Origin of the sequence: Streptomyces sp. NPDC088810, from assembly GCF_044750305.1 — a bacterium.
Taxonomy (GTDB): domain Bacteria; phylum Actinomycetota; class Actinomycetes; order Streptomycetales; family Streptomycetaceae; genus Streptomyces.
Map to the genome: position 1 here is coordinate 342,340 of NZ_JBIVJQ010000004.1, position 22,919 is coordinate 365,258.

Genomic DNA, 22,919 nt, shown 5'->3' on the forward strand with positions numbered 1-22,919 from the left:
CGCCTGCCTTACCGCTCCGCCTCCGGCGTGCCCCCGCGGCCGCGCTCGGCGGCCGACGTCGGCAGGGTCAGCCGGACCTCGTAGCCGCCCTCGGAGCGGGGGCCGACGGTGATCGTCCCCCCGTAGAGCTTGGCCCGCTCCCGCATGCCAATCAAGCCGTGGCCACTGCCTACCGGCACTCTGGCCGGATCCGCCCCCTCACCGTCGTCGGTGACTCGGACGGTCAAATCGTGGGGGCCGTACCGGAGTTCCACGCGCGCGTGTGCGGGCCCGGCGTGCTTGAGGGCGTTGGTGAGGGCCTCCTGGACGACGCGGTAGGCGCACAGTTCGACGCCGGGCGGCAGCGGGCGGGCGGTGCCCTCGACGGCGAGGTCCACGGGCAGGCCCCCGGCCCGCACCCGGTCCACCAGTTCGCCGAGCCGGGCCAGGGTGGGCATGGGGGCCCGCTCGGGCGCCTCGGGATCCTCCTCGCGCAGCACCTGGAGCATGCGCCGCAGCTCCTCCAGGGCCTCGCCGCTGGTGTCCGCTATGGTGCCGAGCGCTCCGCGCGCCTTGCCCGGGTCGGAGTCGAAGACGAACCGGGCGAGTCCGGCCTGCACGGAGATGACCGACATGTGGTGGGCGACGACGTCGTGCAGTTCGCGGGCGATCCGGCCGCGTTCCTCGGCGACCGCGCGCCGGGCACGCTCGGCCTGTTCGGCCCGCAGCCGCCGGGTGAGTTCGGCGGTACGGCGGGCCAGGTGCCCGAACCAGACGAGCACCGAGCAGTACAGCAGGGCCTGGCCGAGCACGGACGCCATGGACGGGCTGTGGCTGACCACACCGGCGTACACCCAGACCGCTGCCATGCAGCCGGCGCAGGCCAGGGCGGTGCGCACCGGGCGGACGGAGGCCACGGTGTAGAGGGCGAGCATGGCGCCGAAGGTGCACACCACCGGCCAGTAGCCGAGGGTGACGAAGCCGACCGCGGCGGCCTCGACGACGGCGAAGACGACGAGGGGGCGGCGGCTGCGCAGGGCGACCGGGAGATGGGCGAGGGCGACGAGGACGTAGGCGCGGGCGTCGAGTTCCGGCCATCCCTGCGACCGGGACTCCTGCCCGAGCAGGACGGCCACCACGGCCATGGCCACCGCGATCAGGGTGTCCACGACCAGCGGGCGGGGGGTCCTCAGTCGCATCGCCGCAGGGTAACGCGCACGGCCGCACCCCGGAGTCAACCGGATGCGGTACCGCGGAAGTTGCAGTGCCCGGCCGGCTGCACCCGGAGGCGGTAGGGCGGTTCAACCCGGGGGCGGAGGCGGTGCGCGGCGGACGGCCGTAGCGTCGGGCAAGGGGGTACGGCGGTGGCCCGCGTCCCCGGGGGAGGCGCGGGCCACCGGCCGTTGGCGGGCCGCTACTTGGTGACCGTGAAGTGCAGGATGTCCTTCAGGAACGGCATCTTCAGCAGCGGGTCGGGCTGGATCATCAGCGCCAGCAGGGAGATGACCAGGCCCAGCACGCCGTAGGTGACGATGTCGGTGAAGCGGGAGCGGACGGCGAGCATGCCGACGCCCGGCAGCGCCCAGCGCAGGACCGCGCCGGCCAGCAGGGCGGCACCGATCAGCAGGGTGCCGATGCGGAGCATGTCGAGCGCCGTCAGCAGCAGGCCGAGGGCGACCGCCGACAGCACCACGAGCATCGGCCACTGACGGGCGGGCGCCGGGGCGTCACCGCCCGCGGCCCGGCCACCGCCCTCGGGGCGTGCGGTGTCCTTGGTGAACAGCGGGAAGCGGCGGGTGACACGGCGCGGGCGCCCCTCGGCGTCAGGGGCGCTGATCGCGTCGCGCACGGTCGGTTCCGCGGACCCGCGGGCGTCCTCAGCCGGCACTGCGCTCCGCCGCCTCGACCACGTTGACCAGCAGCTGCGCCCGGGTCATCGGGCCGACGCCGCCGGGGTTCGGGGAGATCCAGCCGGCCACCTCGGTCACGTCCGGGTGGACGTCGCCGACGATCTTGCCCTCGGCGTTGCGGGAGACACCGACGTCGAGGACGGCCGCGCCCGGCTTGACGTCCTCGGCGCGGATCAGGTGCGGGAAGCCGGCCGCGGCGATGATGATGTCGGCCCGCTTCAGGTGGGCGGAGAGGTCACGGGTGCCGGTGTGGCACTGGGTGACGGTGGCGTTCTCGCTGCGCCGGGTGAGCAGCAGCGGCATCGGGCGGCCGATGGTGACACCGCGGCCGACGACCACGACCTCGGCGCCCTTGATCTCCACGCCGTGGGCCCGCAGCAGGCTGATGATGCCGTTGGGGGTGCAGGGCAGCGGGGCCGGCTCGTTCAGCACCAGGCGGCCCAGGTTCATCGGGTGCAGGCCGTCGGCGTCCTTGGCCGGGTCCATGAGTTCCAGGATGCGGTTCTCGTCGATGCCCTTGGGCAGCGGCAGCTGGACGATGTAGCCGGTGCAGGCGGGGTCCTCGTTCAACTCGCGGACGACCGCCTCGATCTCCTCCTGGGTGGCCGTGGCCGGCAGCTCGCGCTGGATGGAGGCGATGCCCACCTGGGCGCAGTCGCGGTGCTTGCCGGCGACGTACTTCTGGCTGCCGGGGTCGTCCCCGACCAGGATCGTGCCGAGGCCGGGCGTGACGCCCCGCTCCCTCAGCGCCGCCACGCGGGCGGTCAGATCGGACTTGATCGCTGCTGCGGTGGCCTTGCCATCGAGAATCTGGGCGGTCATGCTCCCATCCTCGCGGATGACCCGGTCCCGGTTCCAATCCGGGTGTCACAGCATGATCAGCGATGTTGCACTTGCACAACACCTGCCGTATCCGGCTGGACAAGTAAGAGCCCGTTAAAGAACGATGAGCACACAGTGCCGCGGGCAGTGCCGGGGGGACGGACCGCATCTGTAGAACTCTCCTCCGAACCGTGCCGCGCGTCGTCCCCGCACTTGAGCAACGGAGGAAGACCGCCATGAGCTTTGGCGACCCCAACAACCCCTACGGGCCCCCGCAGGGCCAGCAGCCCGGCTACCCGCCGCAGCCGCCGCAGGGCCAGCCCGGCTACGGCTACCCCGCCGCCCCGCAGGGCCAGCCCGGCTACGGCTACCCGGCCGCCCCGCCGCTGGGGCAGCCCGGCTACGGCGTCCCGATGGAGATGCCCGGCCTGATGAAGACCGCCCGGGTGCTGCTGTTCGTCCTGGCCGGCTTCCAGATCCTGTTCGGGCTGATCGCCGGCGTGGCCATCGGTGCCGTCCAGGACGTGTCCAACGGCGTCGGCACCGGTGACGACACCGACGGCCTGGCCGGGCTCGGGTTCCTCATCGCGGGGCTGCTGGTGGCGCTGGGCGCGCTGTCCATCTTCCTGGGCGTGAAGTTCAAGAACGGCGGCAGCGGCATCCGCATCACCACGATCGTCTACGCCGCGCTGATGATCCTCGGTGGCATCACCAACATCGCGAGCGGCCAGAACGGTTCCGGCACCTTCGGCGGGCTGATCTCGCTGGCCATGGCCGGCATCATCCTCGCGTCGATGGTCACCAGCTCGGCCTCGGCCTGGTTCAACCGCCCGCGGTACTGATCCGCCCGGCGCCTGAACACACCGGGCCGCGTCCCGTCCGTCCGGACGGGACGCGGCCCGGTGTGTTTTCCGGACCGGACGGCCGCGCTCACTGGTCCAGGTACGCGAGGACGGCCAGGACGCGGCGGTTGTCGGTGTCGGCCGGGTGCAGGCCGAGCTTGGTGAAGATGTTGCCGATGTGCTTGGCGACGGCCTTCTCGGTCACGAACAGGGCCTGCGCGATGCCCGCGTTGGAGCGGCCCTGGCGGCGGTGAACCGCCGTACACGAAGGCGTGGTCCCGCCCGTCGGCCGACGGGCGGGACCACGCGCATGCGCCGGGGGCGCCGGAATCAGTGGAAGAAGTGGCGCGTGCCCGTGAAGTACATGGTCACGCCCGCCTTCTTGGCGGCCTCCACGACCTGCTCGTCGCGGATCGAGCCGCCCGGCTGGACGATCGCCCGGACGCCGGCGCCGATGAGGATCTCCGGGCCGTCGGGGAAGGGGAAGAAGGCGTCGGAGGCCGCGTAGGAGCCGCGGGCCCGCTCCTCGCCCGCCCGCTCGACGGCCAGCTTGCAGGAGTCGACGCGGTTGACCTGGCCCATGCCGACGCCGACCGAGGCACCGTCCTTGGCGAGCAGGATCGCGTTGGACTTCACCGCGCGGCAGGCCTTCCAGGCGAAGGCGAGCTGCTGCAGTTCGTCCTCGCTCAGCGCCTCGCCGGAGGCCAGCGTCCAGTTGGCCGGGTCGTCGCCGTCGGCCTGGAGCCGGTCGGCGACCTGGAGCAGCGCGCCGCCGTCGATCGGCTTGACCTCGACCGGGTGGGACGGGCCGTCGGGGCAGCGCAGCACGCGGATGTTCTTCTTCTTGGTGAGGGCCTCCAGCGCGCCCTCCTCGTAGTCCGGGGCCACGATGACCTCGGTGAAGATCTCCGCGACCTGCTCGGCCATCTCCTTGCTGACCGGCCGGTTCACGGCGATCACACCGCCGTACGCGGAGACCGGGTCGCAGGCGTGCGCCTTGCGGTGCGCCTCGGCGACGTCCGCGCCGATCGCGATGCCGCAGGGGTTGGCGTGCTTGATGATCGCGACACAGGGCTCGGCGTGGTCGTACGCGGCACGGCGGGCGGCGTCCGTGTCCGTGTAGTTGTTGTACGACATCTCCTTGCCGTGCAGCTGCTCGGCCGCCGCCAGCCCGCCCTCGCCGGAGGCGTAGAGGGCGGCGGGCTGGTGCGGGTTCTCGCCGTAGCGCAGGGTGTGCGCGCGCTGCAGCGAGGAGGCGATGAAGTCGGGGAACTGCGACTCGTCCGCGGGGGCGTAGGAGGAGGCGAACCAGGAGGACACGGCGATGTCGTACTCCGCCGTGTGCCGGAAGGCCTCCGCGGCCAGGCGCTTGCGGGCGGCGAGGTCGAAGCCGCCGTCCTTCACCGCGGCGAGCACGTCGGCGTACCGCTCGGGGCTGGTGACCACGGCGACGGACGGGTGGTTCTTGGCGGCGGCGCGGACCATCGAGGGGCCGCCGATGTCGATCTGCTCCACGCACTCGTCGGGCGAGGCACCGGAGGCGACCGTCTCCCGGAACGGGTACAGGTTGACGACGACCAGGTCGAACGGCTCCACGCCCAGCTCCGCGAGCTGCTCGCGGTGGCTGTCCAGGCGCAGGTCGGCGAGGATGCCCGCGTGCACCCTCGGGTGCAGGGTCTTCACCCGGCCGTCCAGGCACTCGGGGAAGCCGGTCAGCTCCTCGACCTTGGTGACGGGGACGCCGGCGGCGGCGATCCGGCCGGCCGTGGACCCGGTGGAGACCAGCTCCACCCCGGCCTCGTGCAGCCCGCGGGCCAGCTCCTCGAGACCGGTCTTGTCGTAGACGCTGACGAGCGCGCGACGGATGGCCCGCTTGTTGCTCTCGGCGGTCACTGGATAACTACCTTTCGTCCCTCAATGCGATAGCCGTTGCGGGCGAGCCGCCCCACGACCTCGACGAGCAGCCTTCGCTCGACTTCCTTGATGCGCTCGTGCAGCGCGCTCTCGTCGTCCTCGTCCCGGACCTCGACCACGCCCTGGGCGATGATCGGGCCGGTGTCGACGCCGTCGTCGACGAAGTGGACGGTGCAGCCGGTGACCTTGGCGCCGTACGCGAGCGCGTCACGGACCCCGTGGGCCCCCGGAAAACTGGGCAGCAGGGCCGGGTGGGTGTTGACGAACCGTCCGCCGAAGCGGGCCAGGAACTCCTTGCCGACGATCTTCATGAAACCGGCGGAGACGACGAGGTCGGGTTCGTACGCGGCGACGGCCCCGGCGAGCGCCGCGTCCCACTCCTCGCGGGAGCCGTGGTCCTTGACCCTGCAGACGAAGGTGGGGATCCCGGCGCGCTCGGCGCGGGCCAGCCCCTCGATGCCGGCGCGGTCGGCCCCGACGGCGACGATCCGCGCGCCGTACGACTCGGCTCCGGTGCGCTCGATCTCGTCCAGGAGCGCCTGCAGGTTGGTGCCGGATCCGGAGACCAGCACGACGAGGCGCTTGACCGCTGGGCCAGGGGTGGTGGCGGCCACGGTGGGGCCCTTTCTCGGGAAACGATGTGTCCGGCCGTCGACCGGCCGGGCGGTTTGTACAGTCGTACGAATGCTTCGCGCCCCCGTATACGGGGAAGTCTACGAAGCGGCCGACCGCCAGCAACGATACCGGCACTCGGGAAGGGGCCCCCGGGACGGGTGGCCGGCCGGACGGTAGCGTTCGCAAGGAGTCACGAAGGAGCAGCCTCGGGAACGCGGTCGTCGTGCGGTGCGTTCACGGGGTGGAAGCTCATGACGGACTGCCGTAGTCACCTAGGGGAAGACGCTCTTTTGATGCCCGATCGCAGCCTGCGACTCCTCACGTTCCCGCCGCGCCCGGCCCAGGGGGGCGAGCGTGGCGCCGCGCTGCTGCGGGAGCGCCCGACCTCGCCGCCCACCGAGACGCCGGGGAGTGGCCCCGACGGCCAGGGCGGTTCCGGGTGGGGCAGCGGCTCCGGGCACGGCGGATCGGGGCAGGGTGGTTCCGGGCACGGCGGCGGGCGGCAGGACGACAATCCGTTCGCGCCGCCGCCGGAGGGGACTCCGGACCGGCCGTGGCAGCCGCGTCGTCCCGGGGGCGCGTCCGGCCCCGGGCAGGGACCCGAACAGGGACCCGGACAGGGACAGGGATACGGGCCCGGTCAGGGTCCGGGATACGGGCCCGGTCAGGGTCCGGGTGGCGGTCAGGGACCGGGTGGTGGCTCTCCCTGGGGGAGTCAGTGGAGTGACCGGCAGCCCGGCCGCTCCCCCGGCGACTTCGGGGAGCGGCCGGGCGGTGGCCCGCAGGGGCCCGGCGGACCGGCCGGCCCCGGCATGCGCTGGGACCCGACGGACCCGGCCCAGCGCCGTGCGCGGTACGCCCTGCTCTCCGGCATGTGGGCGGTCTTCTTCGCCCTGTTCAGCTGGCCTTACGTGGCGCTGCTGCTGGGCGCGCTGGCCCTGTACTGGGGCAGCAGTGCGCTGCGCGCCAAGCCGCGCCGCCCGGCCCCGGACGCCCCGGCGGCTCCGGCGGCTCCGGCGGCCCAGGCCGGCCGGCCCCACACGACGGCGGCCGTCAGCGGCCTGGTCACGGCATCCCTGGCGCTGGTCCTGGTGGCGTCCACGTTCACCGTGCAGCTCGTCTACCGCGACTACTACACCTGCGTGAACGACGCCCTCACCCATGAGGCCAAGCAGTCCTGCGACACCCTGCTGCCCCGGGAGCTGCGCGGCGTCCTGGGCGTGGACGACAGCTGACGCCTCTCACTGGGCGGCATCCGGGCGGGGGCCGGCGTCGGGCTCAGGCTCGGGCGCAGGGTCCGGAGACGCGGCGGTGCCGGCGCCGTCCTCGGGGGTGCCCGCCGCCTCCTTCAGGGCCGCCCAGCGCGAGGCCCGGGCGACGTCGTCGTGCCAGCCCGCGGGGAACGGCTCGGTGAACGACGTCGGGAAGGGACTGGGGTACGAGGTCGGGAACGGGTCGGCGGCGGGGAGGACGCCGTACGGCTCCTCCTCGTCCGCTCCGCTCGTGTCCGCCGCCTGAGCGGGCGTGCCCCCCGTGGCCGTGCCCTTGCCCCGGCCCCGGAGCCTGGGCCTGCCCGCGGCTCCGTCGGCCTCGCCCCCGCCGTCGGCGGCGTCCGCGGGTCCGTCCGGGCTGTCGCCGCCGGCGGCCACGACCGGTACCTCGTCGGCCCTGAACGTATCCGGTGCCGTGGCGGCCACCGGGCCGGTGTCATCCGTCTCTCCCGCTTCAGCGGTCTCCCCGGTCGCGGTCGCTGCCGTCGCCGCAGCCGTTGACTGGACCGCGCCGCTCTTCGCCCCGGTCACGGCCGCCGTCTCCGTGGCCTGCGCCGGAATGCCGCCGCGGTGCCGGCGCCGGCGGCGCAGCCGCCAGGCCCGGGCGGTCAGCGCCACCGGCAGCGCGAACACCAGCGTCCAGGCCCCGGCCGCGCCCCCGGTCTGCCACCACAGCGGGCCGAGGCGGGCCAGTGCGGCCACGCCCATGGGGCCGCCCGCCAGCTCGGCGAGCAGGGCGAGGGCCGCCGCGCAGACCAGGGCCGTCAGCAGGACCACCCCGGCGGTCCGGCCGGCCGACCAGCGGGCCCGCGCCGGTGCACCGGACGCGGGCCGCCGTACGGCCGCCCGCGCCACGAACCACCCCGCCGTCATCCCGGCCACCGCCGGCACCACGCCCGCCGCCCAGTTCTGCGGCGTACCGGCGCCCGGACCGGGCACCGCGGCCAGCAGCGGGAACGGCGGCAGCAGCGGGGCCGGGTGGGAGGCGAGCGGGTGGACCAGGTGCCCGGTGCCGAGGAGGAAGCCGGGGCCGAGCGCGTAGGAGGCGGCCCACACCGCCGCGTTGGGGACCAGGGCGATACCGAGCAGCAGCACCGCGAACCGGCCCGTCCAGCCCTCCGTCAGCTGCAGGAAGGAGGTCCGCGCCGGCTCGCCGTGCCAGACCAGTGACACCCCGACCAGCAGGGCGCCGCCGCCGAAGAGCACGGCCGTCGCAGCGCCGGCGGCGCGTACGGCGGCACCCAGCCGGGCCCGCGCGTCCGTGCCGAACACCAGCCGCCGCACCGGCCCCGGCACCACCACCAGCACGCTCAGCACGGGCTCGGGCGGGCGGCCGTACGCCGACCACACCCCGGCGCCGGCCGCGCTCGCCGCGACCAGCGGCAGACACACCGTCACCCAGACCCACTGGGGGCGCAGTTCGCTACTGGAGCAGTACAGCGTCACGGCGGCGCCGACACCCAGATAGCCGAGGACCACGCCGGTCCACGCGGTGCGCGCCCCCACCGGCGGCGGACCGTCCGGTTCGGCGGAGGCGTCGGTGGCGTCCCGCGCCGCCCGGTGGACCAGCCACAGCGGCAGGGCGAGCAGCAGCAGCGGGGTGAGACCGACGGGCATGGGCGTGCCGGAGAGCGTGTCGGTGCGGACCAGTTCGACGCCGTGTGCGAGCAGCCACAGGGCGGCGGCGATGTGCAGCGCGCCGCCCGGTCCGCTGTCCGGGTAGGGCGAGCTGACCCAGAGCACCATGACGAGCACGGCGAACGAACCGAGGCCCAGTCCGGCCGCGACGGCACCTCCCAGCAGGCTCGCGGCGAGGCCGGGCGAGCGGTCGCGCATGCGGGAGAGCAGGAGCGACAGCGGCGAGCGGCGAGCGGTCATCTGGATCACGCACGCCATGCTCCCAACGACACGCGCTTTCCCGTCGTAACAGGCGAACTTCCGAAGTGTCGCTCAATATACGTTTATGTTCTTTTTCCCACGGAAGGGTGCATGGTGAAGACACAGAGCCCCGAGCCGACGGCCCCTCAGGAACGGTCCCAGCAGGCGAGTCTGACGGCCGCGAAGACGAGCCCGCTGACGCCCGCTCAGGCCTTCGACGCGCTGTACGCCTTCTGCGCACCCGCCCTCGTACGCCAGACCTATCTGCTCACCGGGCGCCGGGAGCTGGCCCGCGAGTCCGTGGAGCGGGCCTTCCAGTCGGCCTGGCAGCGCTGGCCGGAGGTGGCCCGGGACCGGGACCCGGCCGGCTGGGTGCGGGCGGTGGCGTACGACTGCGCGCTCTCCCCCTGGCACCGCTTCCGCCCCCGCTACCGGTCCCCGGAACCCCCGCCCGCCGACCCGGCCGACCGGGAGCTGCTGCACACGCTGCTCGAACTGCCGGCGTCGTACCGGCGCACGCTCGTCCTGTACGACGGTGTGGGCCTCGACCTGCCGGAGACGGCGGCGGAGACCGAGTCGAGCACACCGGCAGCCGCGAACCGGCTGACCCATGCGCGGGAGGCGGTGGCCGCGCGGCTGCCGGAGCTGGCCGACCCCGCCGAGCTGCACCGCCGGCTGCTCGAACTGGCCTCGACGGAGCACCTGCGGGCGGCCCGGCCGACGGTGGTGCGCACCGGGGGCGAACGCCGGAACGTCTTCTGGACCCGGGCGGCCATCGCCTTCACGGTCACGATCATCGGCGCGACGACGCTCACGCTGCGGACGGCACCGACGCGCTACGAGGCCCCGGTGGCTCCGGCCCAGGCGGTGCAGGGGGTCCCGCCCCCTGCCGCCGCGGGCCCGCTCTCCCGCAAGGAGCAGGCCCTGAAAGCCAAGCTGCGCCGGGAGACGACCGGCCCGGAGCGGGTGTTGCCGGAACCGCGGTGAGGATACGGGTGCCCCCGCCGTAGGGATGCCGGGTGCCGGGCCGGCGTGGCCGGCCGGCGGGCGGGAACGGCGGTAGGCCCGCCCCCGGTGCGGGGAACGGGCCTACCGACAGGTGCTGCGAAGGTCAGGCGCTCAGGATCTCGCGAGCGAGCTTGGCCGTCTCGGTCGGGGTCTTGCCGACCTTGACGCCCGCGGCCTCGAGGGCCTCCTTCTTGGCCTGGGCGGTGCCGGAGGAACCGGAGACGATGGCGCCGGCGTGGCCCATGGTCTTGCCCTCGGGGGCGGTGAAGCCCGCGACGTAGCCGACGACCGGCTTGGTCACGTTCTCCTTGATGAACGCGGCCGCACGCTCCTCGGCGTCGCCGCCGATCTCACCGATCATCACGATCAGGTCGGTGTCGGGGTCGTCCTGGAACGCGGCCAGGGCGTCGATGTGCGTGGTGCCGATGATCGGGTCGCCACCGATGCCGACGGCGGTGGAGAAGCCGATGTCCCGCAGCTCGTACATCATCTGGTACGTCAGCGTGCCGGACTTCGACACCAGGCCGATGCGGCCCGGCTTGGTGATGTCGCCCGGGATGATGCCGACGTTCGACTGGCCCGGGGTGATGATGCCGGGGCAGTTCGGGCCGATGATCCGGGTCTTGTTGCCCTTCTTGCCGGCGTACGACCAGAAGGACGCCGTGTCGTGCACCGCGATGCCCTCGGTGATCACGACGGCCAGCGGGATCTCGGCGTCGATGGCCTCGACGACCGCGTCCTTGGTGAACTTCTCCGGCACGAAGATGACGGAGACGTTGGCGCCGGTCTTCTCGATGGCCTCCTTGACGGTGCCGAAGACGGGTACCTCGGTGCCGTCGAAGTCCACGGTCTGACCCGCCTTGCGCGGGTTCACGCCGCCCACGACGTTCGTGCCGTCACCGAGCATGAGCTTGGTGTGCTTCATGCCGGTGGCGCCGGTCATGCCCTGGACGATGACCTTGCTGTCCTTGTTGAGCCAGATAGCCATGGTGGTTTGAGTCCTCGTCCTCGTGCTTACTTGGCGGCGGCCAGCTCGGCGGCCTTGTCGGCCGCGCCGTCCATGGTGTCGACGCGCTGCACCAGCGGGTGGTCGGCGTCCGTGAGGATCTTCCGGCCCAGCTCGGCGTTGTTGCCGTCGAGGCGGACGACGAGCGGCTTCTCGACCTTCTCGCCGCGGTCCTCCAGGAGCTTCAGGGCCTGCACGATGCCGTTGGCGACCTCGTCGCAGGCGGTGATGCCACCGAAGACGTTCACGAAGACGGACTTGACGTCCGGGTCGCCCAGGATGATCTCCAGGCCGTTCGCCATCACCTGGGCGGAGGCGCCGCCACCGATGTCCAGGAAGTTGGCGGGCTTGACGCCGCCGTGCTTCTCACCGGCGTACGCGACGACGTCCAGGGTGCTCATGACGAGACCGGCGCCGTTTCCGATGATGCCGACCTCGCCCTCGAGCTTGACGTAGTTGAGGCCCTTCTCCTTGGCGGCCGCCTCGAGCGGGTTGGCGGCGGCCTTGTCGTGGAGCTCCTCGTACTCGGGGTGACGGAACTCGGCGTTGTCGTCCAGCGACACCTTGCCGTCGAGGGCGATGACCTCACCGGAGGCGACCTTCGCGAGCGGGTTGACCTCGACCAGGAGGGCGTCCGACTTGATGAAGGTGTCCCACAGCTTGATCAGGACGTTGACGACCTTGTCCGCGACCTCGGCCGGGAACTTGGCGGCCTCCACGATCTCGCGGGCCTTGGCCTCGTCCACACCGTCGATCGGGTCGATCGCGGTCTTTGCAACGGCCTCCGGACGGGTGGCCGCCACCTCCTCGATCTCCATACCGCCCTCGACGGAAGCGATGGAGAGGAAGGTGCGGTTCGCACGGTCGAGGAGGAAGGAGACGTAGTACTCCTCGAGGATCTCCGGAGCCGTCTCGGCGATCATGACCTTGTGGACCGTGTGGCCCTTGATGTCCATGCCGAGGATGTCCGTCGCGCGGGCGACGGCCTCGTCCGGAGTGGCGGCCAGCTTGACGCCACCGGCCTTGCCGCGACCACCGACCTTCACCTGCGCCTTGACGACGGACTTGCCGCCCAGACGCTCGGTGATCTCGCGCGCCGCCTCAGGCGTGTCGATGACTTCACCGGCCAGCACCGGTACATCGTGCTTGGCGAAGAGGTCCCTCGCCTGGTACTCGAACAGGTCCACGCGCTTCCGTCCCTATCAGTGATCTCGCGGTTCGTTGGATGCGTGGGCGTGCCGCGAAGGGCAACGTGACGTCCGCTGTCACTAGGGAAGCGCACACGGTGTCCGAGCGCGCGGCATGTCCGTCTCGCAGGTTATCGCTGCTTGCGGGGGCCCCCTAAATCGCGGGTCACACCTGAGCGGTGATACCTGTCACATGATGCCGGGTTCCCTGGCACAGGGTGCCGCCACATCGCTCCGGTACGGGCGATGTGCGAGGCCTCACCGGGCTGGGGTTGACCCGGTGAGACCCCCCTGGCGGCCCCGGGCGACCGGGGCCGGGGTGTTTGATCCCCACCCCAATGGGGACCACCCGCCCCGTCCGCGAGGCACCGCCCGGACGAGCCGACGGCTTTCGGCCACCCGGGCCGGCCACCCCACGGAGCTGCTCCGGGCACTCGGCCCGGCTGCCCACCGGGTGCCCGCCCGCGACCGGTTCCACTCACGCGGTGTCCGGTATGGGCAGGGGCCGCTTCTCCAGGGCGGCGGCCATCACCTCGGGGAACAGGTCGGGGGTGCAGGCGAAGGCCGGTGCGCCGAGCGCGGCGAGCGCCGCCGCGTGGTCGCGGTCGTACGCGGGCGCTCCCTCGTCCGACAGCGCGAGCAGCGCCACGAACTGCACCCCGGACGCCTTCATCGCCGCGACCCGCTTGAGCATCTCGTTGCGGATACCGCCCTCGTAGAGGTCGCTGATCAGCACGACGACGGTCTCGGCCGGCCGGGTGAGCTGCGCCTGGCAGTAGGCGAGCGCCCGGTTGATGTCCGTACCGCCGCCGAGCTGGGTGCCGAAGAGCACGTCGACGGGGTCGTCCAGCTGGTCGGTGAGGTCGACGACCGCCGTGTCGAAGACGACCAGCCGGGTGCTGATCGACCGCATGGAGGCGAGGACCGCGCCGAACACGGACGCGTACACCACCGACGACGCCATCGACCCGGACTGGTCGATGCAGAGCACGACCTCCTTCTTCACCGACCGCGCGGCCCGGCCGTAGCCGATGAGCCGTTCCGGTACGACCGTGCGGTACTCCGGCAGGTAGTGCTTGAGGTTGGCCGCGATCGTGCGGTTCCAGTCGATGTCGTGGTGGCGCGGACGGCTGACGCGGGCGCTGCGGTCCAGGGCGCCGGTGAGGGTGGCCCGGGTGCGGGTGGCGAGCCGCTTCTCCAGGTCCTCCACCACCTTGCGCACCACCACGCGGGCCGTCTCCCGGGTCGTCTCCGGCATCGCCTTGTGCAGCGAGAGCAGCGTGCCGACCAGGTGCACGTCGGCCTCCACCGCCTCCAGCATCTCCGGCTCCAGCAGCAGGGAGGCGAGGCCGAGCCGGTCGATCGCGTCACGCTGCATGACCTGGACGACGGAGGACGGGAAGTAGCGGCGGATGTCCCCGAGCCAGCGCGCCACGGAGGGCGCGGAGGCACCGAGCCCCGCCGACCGGTCCCGGCCCGACTGCGGTTTGTCGCTCCTGCCGTAGAGCGCGGCCAGCGTGCCGTCCATCGCCGCGTCCCGGCCGGACAGCGCGCACCCGGTGCCGTCGGCCTGGTCCCCGCCGAGCACCAGCCGCCAGCGCCGCAGCCGCTCCCGCGCGGGGTCCACCCGCTCGGCCGCCGTCACGGCCGCCGTGTCCGTCGTGTCCGTCGCGTCCGTCATGTGCCCACCCCCGTGAGGCAGTCGTCGTGCGGAGAAGCGGGTGCCGTCTCGTGTGTCGCTTCGCGCGTCGCGGCGGGTGTCGTGCCGTACGCCGTGCGCTGTCGCGCACCGGGTGGCGGGGTGTGCGCCGGGCCGGGCGTCCTGTCGTGGTGCGCGTCCAGGCCGAGCAGCAGCCGCAGCACCGGGAGCACGGCGTCGGCGCGGCCGGTGTCCGGTTCGGTGGCGAAGCCGGGGATCGCGGCTCCCTGGGCGGCGGCCTCGCCGGTCCGGTCTCCGGGGCCGCGCCGGACCAGTTCGCCGAGGCTTCTGCGCACTCCCGGCTCGTACGCCGCGAAGGTGCGCCGCAGCAGCGGCAGTACGTCCGTGAAGGCGTCCGCCGGCACCCCGGTCAGCCAGGTGTCCAGCAGGGCGAGCAGCCGCTCGTCGTGCACGAGCAGCAGCCCGCCCCCGCCACCGGCGAAGCCCTCGACCCACGCGGCGGCAGCTGCCGGAGGCGTGCCCGGCGACAGCGCGAGCCCCATCAGCCGGGCCGCCTCCTCGGCCGACAGCGCCCCGTCGTCCAGCAACAGCCGCACGGCCCGCCCCCGGATGACACCGGGCGCGGTGTCCCGCAGGGACAACACCCGCAACACGTCCCGCCAACGCCCACGGAGCCCGCCCCCACGCTCCTGTTCATGGGGCTTCCCGTGCTCCCCACGGCCCGAGTCCTGACCGCTGCCGCCGCCCTCGGCGGAAGGACGGACGTCACCCCCGTCACCCCCGGTACGCCGCGCGAGCCCGCCGCTCCCGGCCCCCGGTTCACCCGCCGACGCGCGGTCACCCTCGCCGGCGGCTGCCGCGGAGGCCCCCGCGGTGTCCCCGTCGTTCCCCGCCGGCACCCCGGCCAGGCTCTCCGTCAGCAGGCCCACCGCCGTGTGCACCGCGTCCACGTGGCCGCGCATCTCCTCCGCCGCGTCGGTGTCGAGTGCGGCGCAGGCCGGGGGCAGGCCGACGAAGATGCGCTCGGCGAGGCCCGCCGCGACCTCGGCCAGCGCACCGGTGTCGGTGCCGCGCACGTCGCCGTAGCGCAGGGAGCGGACGAGGGCGGGCAGGGCCTGGGCGAGGTGGCCGACGTCGGTGTCCAGGGCCGCCCGGTCGGCGAGGACCCGCATGACCACGGGCAGCGCGTCCGGCAGCCCGGCCAGCAGGCACTGCTCGGCCAGCGCGGTGACCTCGGCGAGGGCCCGCGCCGCCACCGCGTCGGCCTCCGCCTTGGCCCGGGCCGCCGCCTGTACGGTCGTCCCCCACACGCCCGCCTCGGCGACCCGCACGGACAGCTCGGGCTCCCAGCGCAGCCGCCAGGTCTCCCGGAAGGTGCCCGTGCTCCCCCGGGACCGGCCCGGCTCGCCCCAGCCGACGCCGAGCAGCCGCAGCCGGTGCAGCAGCCTGCTGCGGCCGGCGTCGGTCTCCCCGCGCAGGTCCAGTTCCAGCTCGCGCTCCGGCGCCTCCGGCTTGAGCCGCAGCGAGCGCTGCTGCCGGGCCAGGTCCCGCTGCAACGGCACCGCGGGCGCCGCCTCCGGGACCTCGCCGAGGACGTCACCGACCACCAGCCGGTCGTGCACCAGCGCCAGCGGCACGTCCGAGCCCTCGCACAGCACCGCGCGCACCGCGTCGGTGGTCTCGCCCAGGCCGGGCAGCGGGCGGCCGCGCAGCGCCGCCAGGGTCTCCGCGAGCCGTACGGCCTCGATGACGTGCGCGGAGGACACGATCCGGTCCTCCTCGCGCAGCAGCCCGGCCACCCTGGTCAGCCACCGCTCGACCGGCCGGTCCGGGGCGCGGAACAGGTGCCCGTACCAGCCCGGGGAGTCGATGCCCGCGCCGTACCCGCCGGCCCGCGCCAGCCTGCGGTGCGTCCACGGCACCCAGGTCAGGTCGGTCTTGACCTTGGGCAGGCCCCTGAGCAGCGCACGGTCCGCGGTGACGGTGGTCTTCGCGTGCAGCGCGGGCACGTGCCAGGCCCCGCACACCACGGCCACGGCGTCCCCGAACTCCTTGCGCGCGTCGCGCAGCCGGAGCCGCATGTGCGCCTCGCGGACGAGGTCCCGGGAGTGGCCGCCGACGCCGTATCGCTCGCGCAGCGCGCCCATCGCCTCCGCCACCGCCGCGAACGGCGCGAAGGGGTCGCGGGCGCCCGGCCCCCGGTGCTCGACGACGTCCTCCCACCAGCGCTCGGGGTCGTCGTACCCGGCCGTCTCGGCGAGCACGGCGAGGGGGTCGACGCGGACCTCGGCACCGTGACCGGGCGCGGAGTCGTGACCGGAGTCGGGGTCGGTACCGGACTGCGGGTCGGCACCGGACTCGCGCGTTCCCTGCTCCCACGCGAGCGTGTGCGTGGCCGGCAGGTCGATGAAGCGGGCCGGGACGCCCTGCTCCACGGCCCAGCGGATGGCCACCCACTCGGGACTGAACTCGGCGAACGGCCAGAAGGCCGAGCGGCCGGGCTCGTCCACGGCGTGGGCGAGCAGCGCGACCGGTGGCCGCAGGCCCGGGTCGGCGGCGAGCGGGATCAGCGCGTCGGCCTCGGGCGGGCCCTCGATCAGGACGGCGGCCGGGCGCGCTGCGTCCAGCGCGGCCCGCACCGCGCGCGCGGAACCGGGTCCGTGGTGCCGTACGCCGAGCAGCAGCGGCCCGGCGGCGTACGCCGTGCTCCCGCCGGTGCCGGTCATGCGCTCACCTCGCGGCAGGCGCGGTAGAAGTCGGTCCAGCCCTCGCGCTCGCGGACGACCGTCTCCAGGTACTCCTGCCAGACGACCCGGTCGGCCGCCGGGTCGCGGACGACGGCACCGAGGATGCCCGCGGCGACGTCTCCCGGGCGCAGCACACCGTCGCCGAAGTGGGTGGCGAGCGCGAGGCCGTTGGTGACGACGGAGATCGCCTCCGCCGTGGACAGCGTGCCGCTGGGCGACTTCACCTTCGTACGCCCGTCGGCGGTGATGCCGTCGCGCAGCTCGCGGAAGACGGTGACCACCCGGCGGATCTCCTCGATGCCGTCGGGCGTGGCCGGCAGATCGAGGGAGCGGCCCAGCTGCTCGACCCGGCGGGTGACGATGTCGACCTCGGCGTCGGCGCTCTCCGGCAGCGGCAGCACCACCGTGTTGAAGCGGCGGCGCAGCGCGCTGGACAGCTCGTTGACCCCGCGGTCGCGGTCGTTGGCGGTGGCGATGAGGTTGAAGCCGCGGACCGCCTGGACCTCCGCGCCCAGCTCGGGGATGGGCAGGGTCTTCTCGGACAGGATCGTGATCAGCGTGTCCTGCACGTCCGCCGGGATACGGGTCAGCTCCTCCACGCGGGCCGTCATGCCCTCGGCCATGGCACGCATGACGGGGCTGGGCACGAGGGCGTCGCGGCTCGGGCCGTGGGCGAGCAGCTGCGCGTAGTTCCAGCCGTACCGGATCGCCTCCTCCGGGGTGCCGGCCGTGCCCTGCACCAGCAGCGTCGAGTCTCCGCTGACCGCGGCGGCCAGGTGCTCCGACACCCAGGTCTTGGCGGTGCCGGGCACGCCGAGCAGCAGCAGGGCGCGGTCGGTGGCCAGCGTGGTGACGGCGACCTCGACGATGCGGCGCGGGCCCACGTACTTGGGTGTGATCACCGTGCCGTCCGGCAGGGTGCCGCCGAGCAGGTACGTCGCCACCGCCCACGGCGACAGCTTCCAGCGGGCCGGGCGCGGGCGGTCGTCCTGCGCGGCGAGCGCGGCGAGTTCGGCCGCGAAGGCGTGCTCGGCGTGCGGTCGCAACGCCTGTGCGGTCTGGTCGCGGTCGGGTGCGGCGGTCGTCGGTTCCACGGACACAGTCATGGCTGAGGCCCCCTCCAGCTCGGCCGGTTCGGATCTGGCATCCACCGTGCACCACGCCACTGACAATCACTCTGACCTGCACAAACGCTCTCGCCGGGCCGATTGTCAGTGGCGGGACCTACCGTCGGTGGCATGAGTGAGCAGGGGGTGCGCTGGACCGCGGAGCAGGTGCTGGCACTGGCGCCTGACGCCGCGTCACGCAAGGCGGGGAGCAAACTCGGCGCGGCCGGGCCGTGGTCCGAGACCGGGAGCGGAGAGGGGACGGTGTGGGGGCTGTGCAAGGGCAGCGGCAGCAGGCCGTACCAGACGGTGGTGGACCTGGCCGACGCGGCCGGGCCGGCGTACAAGTGCAGTTGCCCGAGCCGTAAGTTCCCGTGCAAGCACGCGCTCGGCCTGCTCCTGCTGTGGGCGGGTGACGACGGCGCGGTGCCGGCCGCCGCGCAGCCGCCGGACTGGGCCGGGCAGTGGCTCGCGTCCCGGCGCAGCCGCGCCGGGACGAAGGGGACGCGGGGCGAGGGGGGTCCGGCCGCGGGTCCCGCGGATCCGGAGGCGGCCCGGCGGCGGTCCGAGCGCCGGGCCGAGCGGGTCACGGCGGGCGCGACCGAGCTGGAGCAGCGCCTGGCGGACCTGCTGCGCGGCGGCCTGGCCGCGGCCGAACAGGCGGGGTACGGCCTGTGGGACGAGACGGCGGCCCGCATGGTCGACGCCCAGGCGCCGGGGCTGGCCGCGCGCGTGCGGGAACTGGGGGCGATCCCGGCGTCCGGTGCGGGCTGGCCGGCGCGGCTGCTGGAGGAGTGCGCGCTGCTACACCTGCTCGACCAGGGCTGGCTGCGCCGCGACCGGCTGCCGGAGGCCCTCGCGGCCACGGTCCGCTCCCGGCTCGGCCTGCCCGCCACGCCGGACGGCCCGCCGGTGCGCGACCGCTGGCTGGTCCTCGCCCAGTACGACACGGCGGACGCGAAACTGACGACGCGCCGGATATGGCTGCACGGCGCCGGGACCGGCGGGACCCGGCTGCTGCTGTCCTACGGCGCGGCGGGCCGGGCGCCGGAGCTGTCCCTGCCGGTCGGCCTGGCCCTGGAGGCGGAGCTGACGGCGTATCCGGGCTCCGGTCAGGCCCGGGCCGCCCTGGGCGAGCGGTTCGCCCCGCCGGCCCCGGCCGCGTTCCGCCCGCCGGGCGTGACCACCGTCGAGGCGGCGGCCCGCTACGGCGCGGCCCTGCGCGACGACCCCTGGCTGGACTCGGTCCCGGTCACCCTGGGCCGGGTGATACCGGTCCCGGACGGCGACCGGTGGCAGCTGGCCGACGCCGACACGGACACGGCCCTGCCGCTGAGCCGGGCCGCCCGCTCCCGGCCCGGCCTGTGGCGGCTGGTCGCACTGTCCGGCGGCGCCCCCGTCACGGTCTTCGGCGAGTGCGGCCACCGCGGGTTCACCCCGCTCACGGCCTGGCCGGAGGAGGCGGGCGAGGCGGTGCCGCTGTGCTGACCGGCCGTACGGACACACACGCTCAGGCAGGCGAAGGGAAGGGGACGGTGATGAACGGGACACCGACCGGCGGGGACACCACGCCGCCGGAAAGCTCGCCGGAAAGTTCCTGGGAAGAGCTGGTGGCCACCGCGCTCCTCGGCACCGACCGGCGCGCCCCGGCGCTCGCCGCGCCCGGCCGGCCGGCCCCGGTGGCGCTGCTCGACGCGGCCGCCGTGGCCACCGTACGGCGGCGGGCCGGGCTACGGCCCGCGCGGGCGGCGCAACGGCCCGAGTGCGCGCCCGCCGATCCACGCCCGGCGCTGCCCGCACCGGCGGCGCGCCGGCTCACCACCCTGCTGGCCGACCGGTCCGGCGGCGGGTCCGGCGGCCGGCGGGGCAGCGCCCCGGATCTCATGGAGCTGCTCCCGCAGTGGCTCGCGGCGGCCAACGCCCACGGGTACGCGGCACCCCCGCAGGCGCTTCCCGCGCTGCTGGACGCGGCCCGGGGCCGTACGGATCTGCGCCCGGCGGCACTGGCGTTCGCGGGCCCGCGCGCGCTGTGGCTGGCCCGGCTGAACCCGGACTGGCGGTTCGCCCTGCGCGCCACCCCCGGCGGCGGCACCACACTGCCCGACCCCGAGGACGCCGAGGCGGTGCACCGGCTGTGGCAGGAGGGGCTGTTCGCCGAACGGGCGGCCCTGCTGGGTGCGCTGCGCGCCCGTACGCCCGCGCTGGGGCGCGAGCTGCTGGCGTCGACCTGGGCGACGGAGCGGGCGGAGGACCGGCTGATGTTCCTCGACTCGCTGCGCACGGGCCTGTCGGAGGCGGACGAGCCGTTCCTGGAGCAGGCGTTGGGCGACCGCAGCCGCAATGTCCGGGCGACGGCAGCGGAACTGCTGTCGGCGCTGCCGGGTTCGGCGCTCGCCGCGCGGATGGCCGTACGGGCCACGGCGTGTGTGGCCCTGGACCGTACGGGGAACGCGCCGGCGATCGTGGTGGAGGCGCCGCACGAATGCGATGCCGGCATGGAGCGGGACGGCGTGGTGGCCACACCCCCCGCGGGCCGGGGGGAACGGTCGTGGTGGCTGGCGCAGTTGGTGGAGTCCGCCCCGCTCGGCACCTGGCCGCGGCGGCTCGGCGGGCGGACGGCCGAGGAGGTCGTGGCGCTGCCGGTGGCGGACGGCTGGCAGGGCGAACTGCACGCGGCCTGGTGCCGGGCGGCGGTACGGCAGCGGGACGCCGCGTGGTCGCGGGCGCTGCTCGGCTCGCCGTCGGCGCCGGAGGCGGGCGGCCCGGGCGCGGTCTCCCTGGCGGAGCGCGCGAAGCTGCTGGCCGCGCTGGAACCGGCCGAACGGGCCGCGTGGGTCGCGGGGTTCATCGCCACGCACGGCCTGTCGGAGGCCTTCCAGCTGCTCGGGGTGTGCGCGGTCCCCTGGGCCCCCGCGCTCGGCCGGGCCGTCGTGGACGCCCTCGACATCGCCCGGGACGCGGGCAGTTACCCGTGGAGCTTCAGCGGGGTGATGGGGCTGGCCGAGCGCTGCCTGGACCCGGCGGAGGCCGTACGGCTGGAGGCGCTGCTGGCGATACCCGACGAGCGGGAGGACGCCGCTCCGGGGGCCGGCGGGTACTGGGCGGAGGCGTTCCAGCGGCTGGTCACGACGCTGCGGCTGCGGGCGGCGATGACACGGGAACTCGCCCCGCCCGCGCCACCCGCCGAGCCGCCGGACGCAGCCGCCCAGCCTCCGGACGGGCCACCGCGTCCATGAGAACCGCTGCTCAGCCTCCGGACGCGGCGGGCTGGCGGACGTTCGCCCGGACCCACTCCACGATCGACGCGGTCGTCGCACCCGGGGTGAAGATCTCCGCGACGCCCTTCTCCTTCAGCGGCGGGATGTCCTCTTCCGGGATGATGCCGCCGCCGAAGACGAGGATGTCCTCGGCCTCCCGCTCCTTGAGCAGGTCGATGACCGCGGCGAACAGCGTGTTGTGGGCGCCGGACAGGATGGACAGGCCGATCGCGTCGGCGTCCTCCTGGATGGCGGTGTCCACGACCTGTTCCGGCGTCTGGTGGAGCCCGGTGTAGATGACCTCCATACCGGCGTCGCGCAGGGCACGCGCGATGACCTTGGCCCCACGATCGTGGCCGTCGAGCCCCGGCTTGGCGACCACCACGCGGATCGGACCGGCTGCCACACCCATCACTGCCTCCATCAAGCGAGCCCGGAAGCGATCGGCTTCCGTCCGTACCGACAAGTACCGCACTTTTGGCGCGTTCCGCCACCGTCGCGAAGTGAACGAACGTTATCTCCAGCATCCCGCAACCGGCAGTTTTACGGGACGCGGCGAGGGGGAAATCACATGGTGGGACATGAGGGCACACGGGGGACCTAGCCGTCCTCCGGCGTGCCGACAGGAGGTCGGCCATGAAGGTCACCGGGGTACTGCCGCTCTTTCTCCCGCTCTGCCGCCGCCTGTGGCCCGGCAGACTGGCCGGACTGTCCATGACGCTGCTGCGGGCGACCGCCCTGGACGCCGCCATCCTGGCGGGTCACCTCCTGCTGTATCCGACCGGCCTGATCCAGGAACGCCGCTCCGGCGCCCTGCCCGACGGGGACGGCACGGCCAGGCTGCCGGTCCGCCCCGCCCCGCCGGTCGTCCTGCTGCACGGCTTCATCGACAACCGATCGGTGTTCGTCCTGCTCCGCCGCACCCTGGCCCAGCACGGCAGGCAGCGGGTGGAGTCGCTCAACTACTCTCCGCTGACCTGCGACATCCGCACGGCCGCCGAGCTGCTCGGCCGGCACATCGAGGAGATCTGCGAGCGCACCGGCAGCGCCCGGATCGACATCGTGGGGCACAGCCTGGGCGGCCTTATCGCGCGCTATTACGTCCAGTGCCTGGGCGGTGACCTGCGGGTCCGCACACTGGTCACGCTCGGCACCCCGCATTCGGGGACGCGGGTGGCGCCGCTGGCGGACGCGCACCCGATCGTGCGGCAGATGCGGCCCGGATCGGCGGTGATCGAGGAGCTGGCCCGGCCCGCGCCCGGCTGCCGGACCCGCTTCGTGAGCTTCTGGAGCGACCTGGACTCCCTGATGGACCCGCTGGAGACGGCCTGCCTGGAGCACCCCGACCTCGACGCGCAGAACGTCCGGGTGACCGGTATCGGCCATCTCGCGCTGCCCGTGCACCCCGCCGTGGCCGCCGGCATACGCGAGGCGCTCGAGGTGCCGCACCCCGGGAACCGGGCCACGGGCGGCCTGACGGTGGCCTGAGAAGCCGCGACCGGTGGCCTGAGAAGCACCGACGGTGGCCCGAGAGGGGCCGACAGCGACCTGAGGAGGGGGCGCACAGGCACAGTACGGACGGCGCACAGCCGTCACATCGCCACTCGACATCGAACATTTTTCGAACGCCAGGCCAAGGTAGCGTCCGGGCTCCCCGAAACACGGCCGAATGCCCGTTTCCGGCCCACGCGAAACAGGCCGAAGATTGTCGCGCCCA

At 74.0% G+C, this 22,919-nt stretch carries 18 protein-coding genes and 1 pseudogene; 6 read left to right on the top strand and 13 right to left on the bottom strand.

Features of this window, described 5'->3' with window-relative positions; translation table 11 throughout:
- Positions 1-8: 8 nt before the first annotated feature.
- The 3 genes from ACIP4Y_RS16160 to ACIP4Y_RS16170 all read right to left on the bottom strand — a co-directional run bounded on the left by ACIP4Y_RS16160 (position 9) and on the right by ACIP4Y_RS16170 (position 2,711).
- On the bottom strand, positions 9-1,178 hold the full coding sequence (locus ACIP4Y_RS16160; protein WP_358641993.1) for a sensor histidine kinase: 1,170 nt from the start codon (positions 1,176-1,178) through the stop codon (positions 9-11).
- 215 nt (positions 1,179-1,393) lie between these two features.
- Entirely contained in the window at positions 1,394-1,867 is a 474-nt protein-coding gene (locus tag ACIP4Y_RS16165; protein WP_358641992.1) for a DUF3017 domain-containing protein, read from the bottom strand.
- Complete coding sequence (locus tag ACIP4Y_RS16170) at positions 1,857-2,711, bottom strand: bifunctional methylenetetrahydrofolate dehydrogenase/methenyltetrahydrofolate cyclohydrolase (protein WP_358641990.1); 855 nt, start codon at positions 2,709-2,711, stop codon at positions 1,857-1,859. The genes ACIP4Y_RS16165 and ACIP4Y_RS16170 overlap by 11 nt, the downstream gene beginning before the upstream one ends.
- Before the next feature lie 236 nt (positions 2,712-2,947).
- Between ACIP4Y_RS16170 and ACIP4Y_RS16175 the strand changes: the two genes are divergently transcribed.
- Positions 2,948-3,553, top strand: a complete 606-nt coding sequence (locus ACIP4Y_RS16175) for a hypothetical protein (RefSeq protein WP_358641988.1) — start codon at positions 2,948-2,950, stop codon at positions 3,551-3,553.
- A gap of 88 nt (positions 3,554-3,641) precedes the next feature.
- Here ACIP4Y_RS16175 and ACIP4Y_RS16180 read toward each other — a convergent pair.
- The 3 genes and pseudogenes from ACIP4Y_RS16180 to purN all read right to left on the bottom strand — a co-directional run.
- Positions 3,642-3,797 (bottom strand): annotated as a pseudogene (locus ACIP4Y_RS16180) (LuxR C-terminal-related transcriptional regulator); the annotation flags it as partial.
- A gap of 86 nt (positions 3,798-3,883) precedes the next feature.
- Positions 3,884-5,446 carry a bifunctional phosphoribosylaminoimidazolecarboxamide formyltransferase/IMP cyclohydrolase gene (purH, locus tag ACIP4Y_RS16185; RefSeq protein ID WP_401393273.1) on the bottom strand — a complete coding sequence of 521 codons (1,563 nt, stop codon included), beginning with the start codon at positions 5,444-5,446 and terminating at the stop codon, positions 3,884-3,886.
- Positions 5,443-6,081 carry a phosphoribosylglycinamide formyltransferase gene (gene purN / locus ACIP4Y_RS16190; protein WP_358645759.1) on the bottom strand — a complete coding sequence of 213 codons (639 nt, stop codon included), beginning with the start codon at positions 6,079-6,081 and terminating at the stop codon, positions 5,443-5,445. The genes purH and purN overlap by 4 nt, the downstream gene beginning before the upstream one ends.
- A gap of 294 nt (positions 6,082-6,375) precedes the next feature.
- On the opposite strand from purN, the gene ACIP4Y_RS16195 reads away from it, so the two are divergent.
- Positions 6,376-7,317, top strand: a complete 942-nt coding sequence (locus ACIP4Y_RS16195; RefSeq protein WP_401393277.1) for a hypothetical protein — start codon at positions 6,376-6,378, stop codon at positions 7,315-7,317.
- Between the two features lie 6 nt (positions 7,318-7,323).
- On the opposite strand, the gene ACIP4Y_RS16200 is transcribed toward ACIP4Y_RS16195, so the two are convergent.
- Positions 7,324-9,249 carry a DUF6350 family protein gene (locus ACIP4Y_RS16200; protein WP_401393280.1) on the bottom strand — a complete coding sequence of 642 codons (1,926 nt, stop codon included), beginning with the start codon at positions 9,247-9,249 and terminating at the stop codon, positions 7,324-7,326.
- 96 nt (positions 9,250-9,345) lie between these two features.
- On the opposite strand from ACIP4Y_RS16200, the gene ACIP4Y_RS16205 reads away from it, so the two are divergent.
- The gene (locus tag ACIP4Y_RS16205) at positions 9,346-10,218 is read left to right on the top strand and encodes an RNA polymerase sigma factor (RefSeq protein ID WP_401393946.1); all 873 of its coding nucleotides are present in this window, start codon (positions 9,346-9,348) and stop codon (positions 10,216-10,218) included.
- A 124-nt stretch (positions 10,219-10,342) separates the two neighbouring features.
- Here ACIP4Y_RS16205 and sucD read toward each other — a convergent pair whose 3' ends face one another.
- From sucD to ACIP4Y_RS16230, 5 genes are all read right to left on the bottom strand, one after another.
- On the bottom strand, positions 10,343-11,227 hold the full coding sequence (sucD, locus tag ACIP4Y_RS16210) for a succinate--CoA ligase subunit alpha (protein WP_030641362.1): 885 nt from the start codon (positions 11,225-11,227) through the stop codon (positions 10,343-10,345).
- 26 nt (positions 11,228-11,253) lie between these two features.
- Entirely contained in the window at positions 11,254-12,432 is a 1,179-nt protein-coding gene (gene sucC, locus ACIP4Y_RS16215; RefSeq protein WP_358645753.1) for an ADP-forming succinate--CoA ligase subunit beta, read from the bottom strand.
- A gap of 478 nt (positions 12,433-12,910) precedes the next feature.
- On the bottom strand, positions 12,911-14,113 hold the full coding sequence (locus ACIP4Y_RS16220) for a VWA domain-containing protein (RefSeq protein ID WP_401393283.1): 1,203 nt from the start codon (positions 14,111-14,113) through the stop codon (positions 12,911-12,913).
- Positions 14,110-16,818: a DUF5682 family protein gene (locus ACIP4Y_RS16225; RefSeq protein WP_401393286.1), complete on the bottom strand. Its 2,709-nt coding sequence runs from the start codon at positions 16,816-16,818 to the stop codon at positions 14,110-14,112. The genes ACIP4Y_RS16220 and ACIP4Y_RS16225 overlap by 4 nt, the downstream gene beginning before the upstream one ends.
- Complete coding sequence (locus ACIP4Y_RS16230) at positions 16,815-17,945, bottom strand: AAA family ATPase (protein ID WP_401393289.1); 1,131 nt, start codon at positions 17,943-17,945, stop codon at positions 16,815-16,817. Before ACIP4Y_RS16230 ends, ACIP4Y_RS16225 begins: the two co-directional genes overlap by 4 nt.
- A 132-nt stretch (positions 17,946-18,077) precedes the next feature.
- Here ACIP4Y_RS16230 and ACIP4Y_RS16235 point away from each other — a divergent pair, with 132 nt between their 5' ends.
- Positions 18,078-19,433 (top strand): SWIM zinc finger family protein, encoded by a 1,356-nt coding sequence (locus ACIP4Y_RS16235; protein ID WP_401393292.1) that lies wholly within the window; start codon positions 18,078-18,080, stop codon positions 19,431-19,433.
- A 50-nt stretch (positions 19,434-19,483) separates the two neighbouring features.
- Complete coding sequence (locus ACIP4Y_RS16240) at positions 19,484-21,181, top strand: DUF5691 domain-containing protein (RefSeq protein ID WP_401393295.1); 1,698 nt, start codon at positions 19,484-19,486, stop codon at positions 21,179-21,181.
- Positions 21,182-21,191: 10 nt separating this feature from the next.
- Here the strand turns inward: ACIP4Y_RS16240 and ACIP4Y_RS16245 are convergent, their stop codons facing one another.
- Entirely contained in the window at positions 21,192-21,614 is a 423-nt protein-coding gene (locus ACIP4Y_RS16245; RefSeq protein ID WP_358645741.1) for a cobalamin B12-binding domain-containing protein, read from the bottom strand.
- A gap of 224 nt (positions 21,615-21,838) precedes the next feature.
- On the opposite strand from ACIP4Y_RS16245, the gene ACIP4Y_RS16250 reads away from it, so the two are divergent.
- Positions 21,839-22,690, top strand: coding sequence for an alpha/beta fold hydrolase (locus ACIP4Y_RS16250; protein ID WP_358645739.1), 852 nt, complete (start codon positions 21,839-21,841; stop codon positions 22,688-22,690).
- Positions 22,691-22,919: the final 229 nt, after the last annotated feature.

Bases quoted from the DNA above. Each gene is read 5' to 3' on its own strand.
- sucD (WP_030641362.1), bottom strand. From the start codon at position 11,227: ATGGCTATCTGGCTCAACAAGGACAGCAAGGTCATCGTCCAGGGCATG.
- ACIP4Y_RS16250 (WP_358645739.1), top strand. From the start codon at position 21,839: ATGAAGGTCACCGGGGTACTGCCGCTCTTTCTCCCGCTCTGCCGCCGC.
- ACIP4Y_RS16200 (WP_401393280.1), bottom strand. From the start codon at position 9,249: ATGGCGTGCGTGATCCAGATGACCGCTCGCCGCTCGCCGCTGTCGCTC.
- ACIP4Y_RS16245 (WP_358645741.1), bottom strand. From the start codon at position 21,614: ATGGGTGTGGCAGCCGGTCCGATCCGCGTGGTGGTCGCCAAGCCGGGG.
- ACIP4Y_RS16195 (WP_401393277.1), top strand. From the start codon at position 6,376: ATGCCCGATCGCAGCCTGCGACTCCTCACGTTCCCGCCGCGCCCGGCC.
- ACIP4Y_RS16240 (WP_401393295.1), top strand. From the start codon at position 19,484: ATGAACGGGACACCGACCGGCGGGGACACCACGCCGCCGGAAAGCTCG.
- ACIP4Y_RS16225 (WP_401393286.1), bottom strand. From the start codon at position 16,818: ATGACCGGCACCGGCGGGAGCACGGCGTACGCCGCCGGGCCGCTGCTG.
- ACIP4Y_RS16170 (WP_358641990.1), bottom strand. From the start codon at position 2,711: ATGACCGCCCAGATTCTCGATGGCAAGGCCACCGCAGCAGCGATCAAG.
- ACIP4Y_RS16175 (WP_358641988.1), top strand. From the start codon at position 2,948: ATGAGCTTTGGCGACCCCAACAACCCCTACGGGCCCCCGCAGGGCCAG.
- ACIP4Y_RS16160 (WP_358641993.1), bottom strand. From the start codon at position 1,178: ATGCGACTGAGGACCCCCCGCCCGCTGGTCGTGGACACCCTGATCGCG.
- ACIP4Y_RS16220 (WP_401393283.1), bottom strand. From the start codon at position 14,113: ATGACGGACGCGACGGACACGACGGACACGGCGGCCGTGACGGCGGCC.
- ACIP4Y_RS16235 (WP_401393292.1), top strand. From the start codon at position 18,078: ATGAGTGAGCAGGGGGTGCGCTGGACCGCGGAGCAGGTGCTGGCACTG.
- ACIP4Y_RS16230 (WP_401393289.1), bottom strand. From the start codon at position 17,945: ATGACTGTGTCCGTGGAACCGACGACCGCCGCACCCGACCGCGACCAG.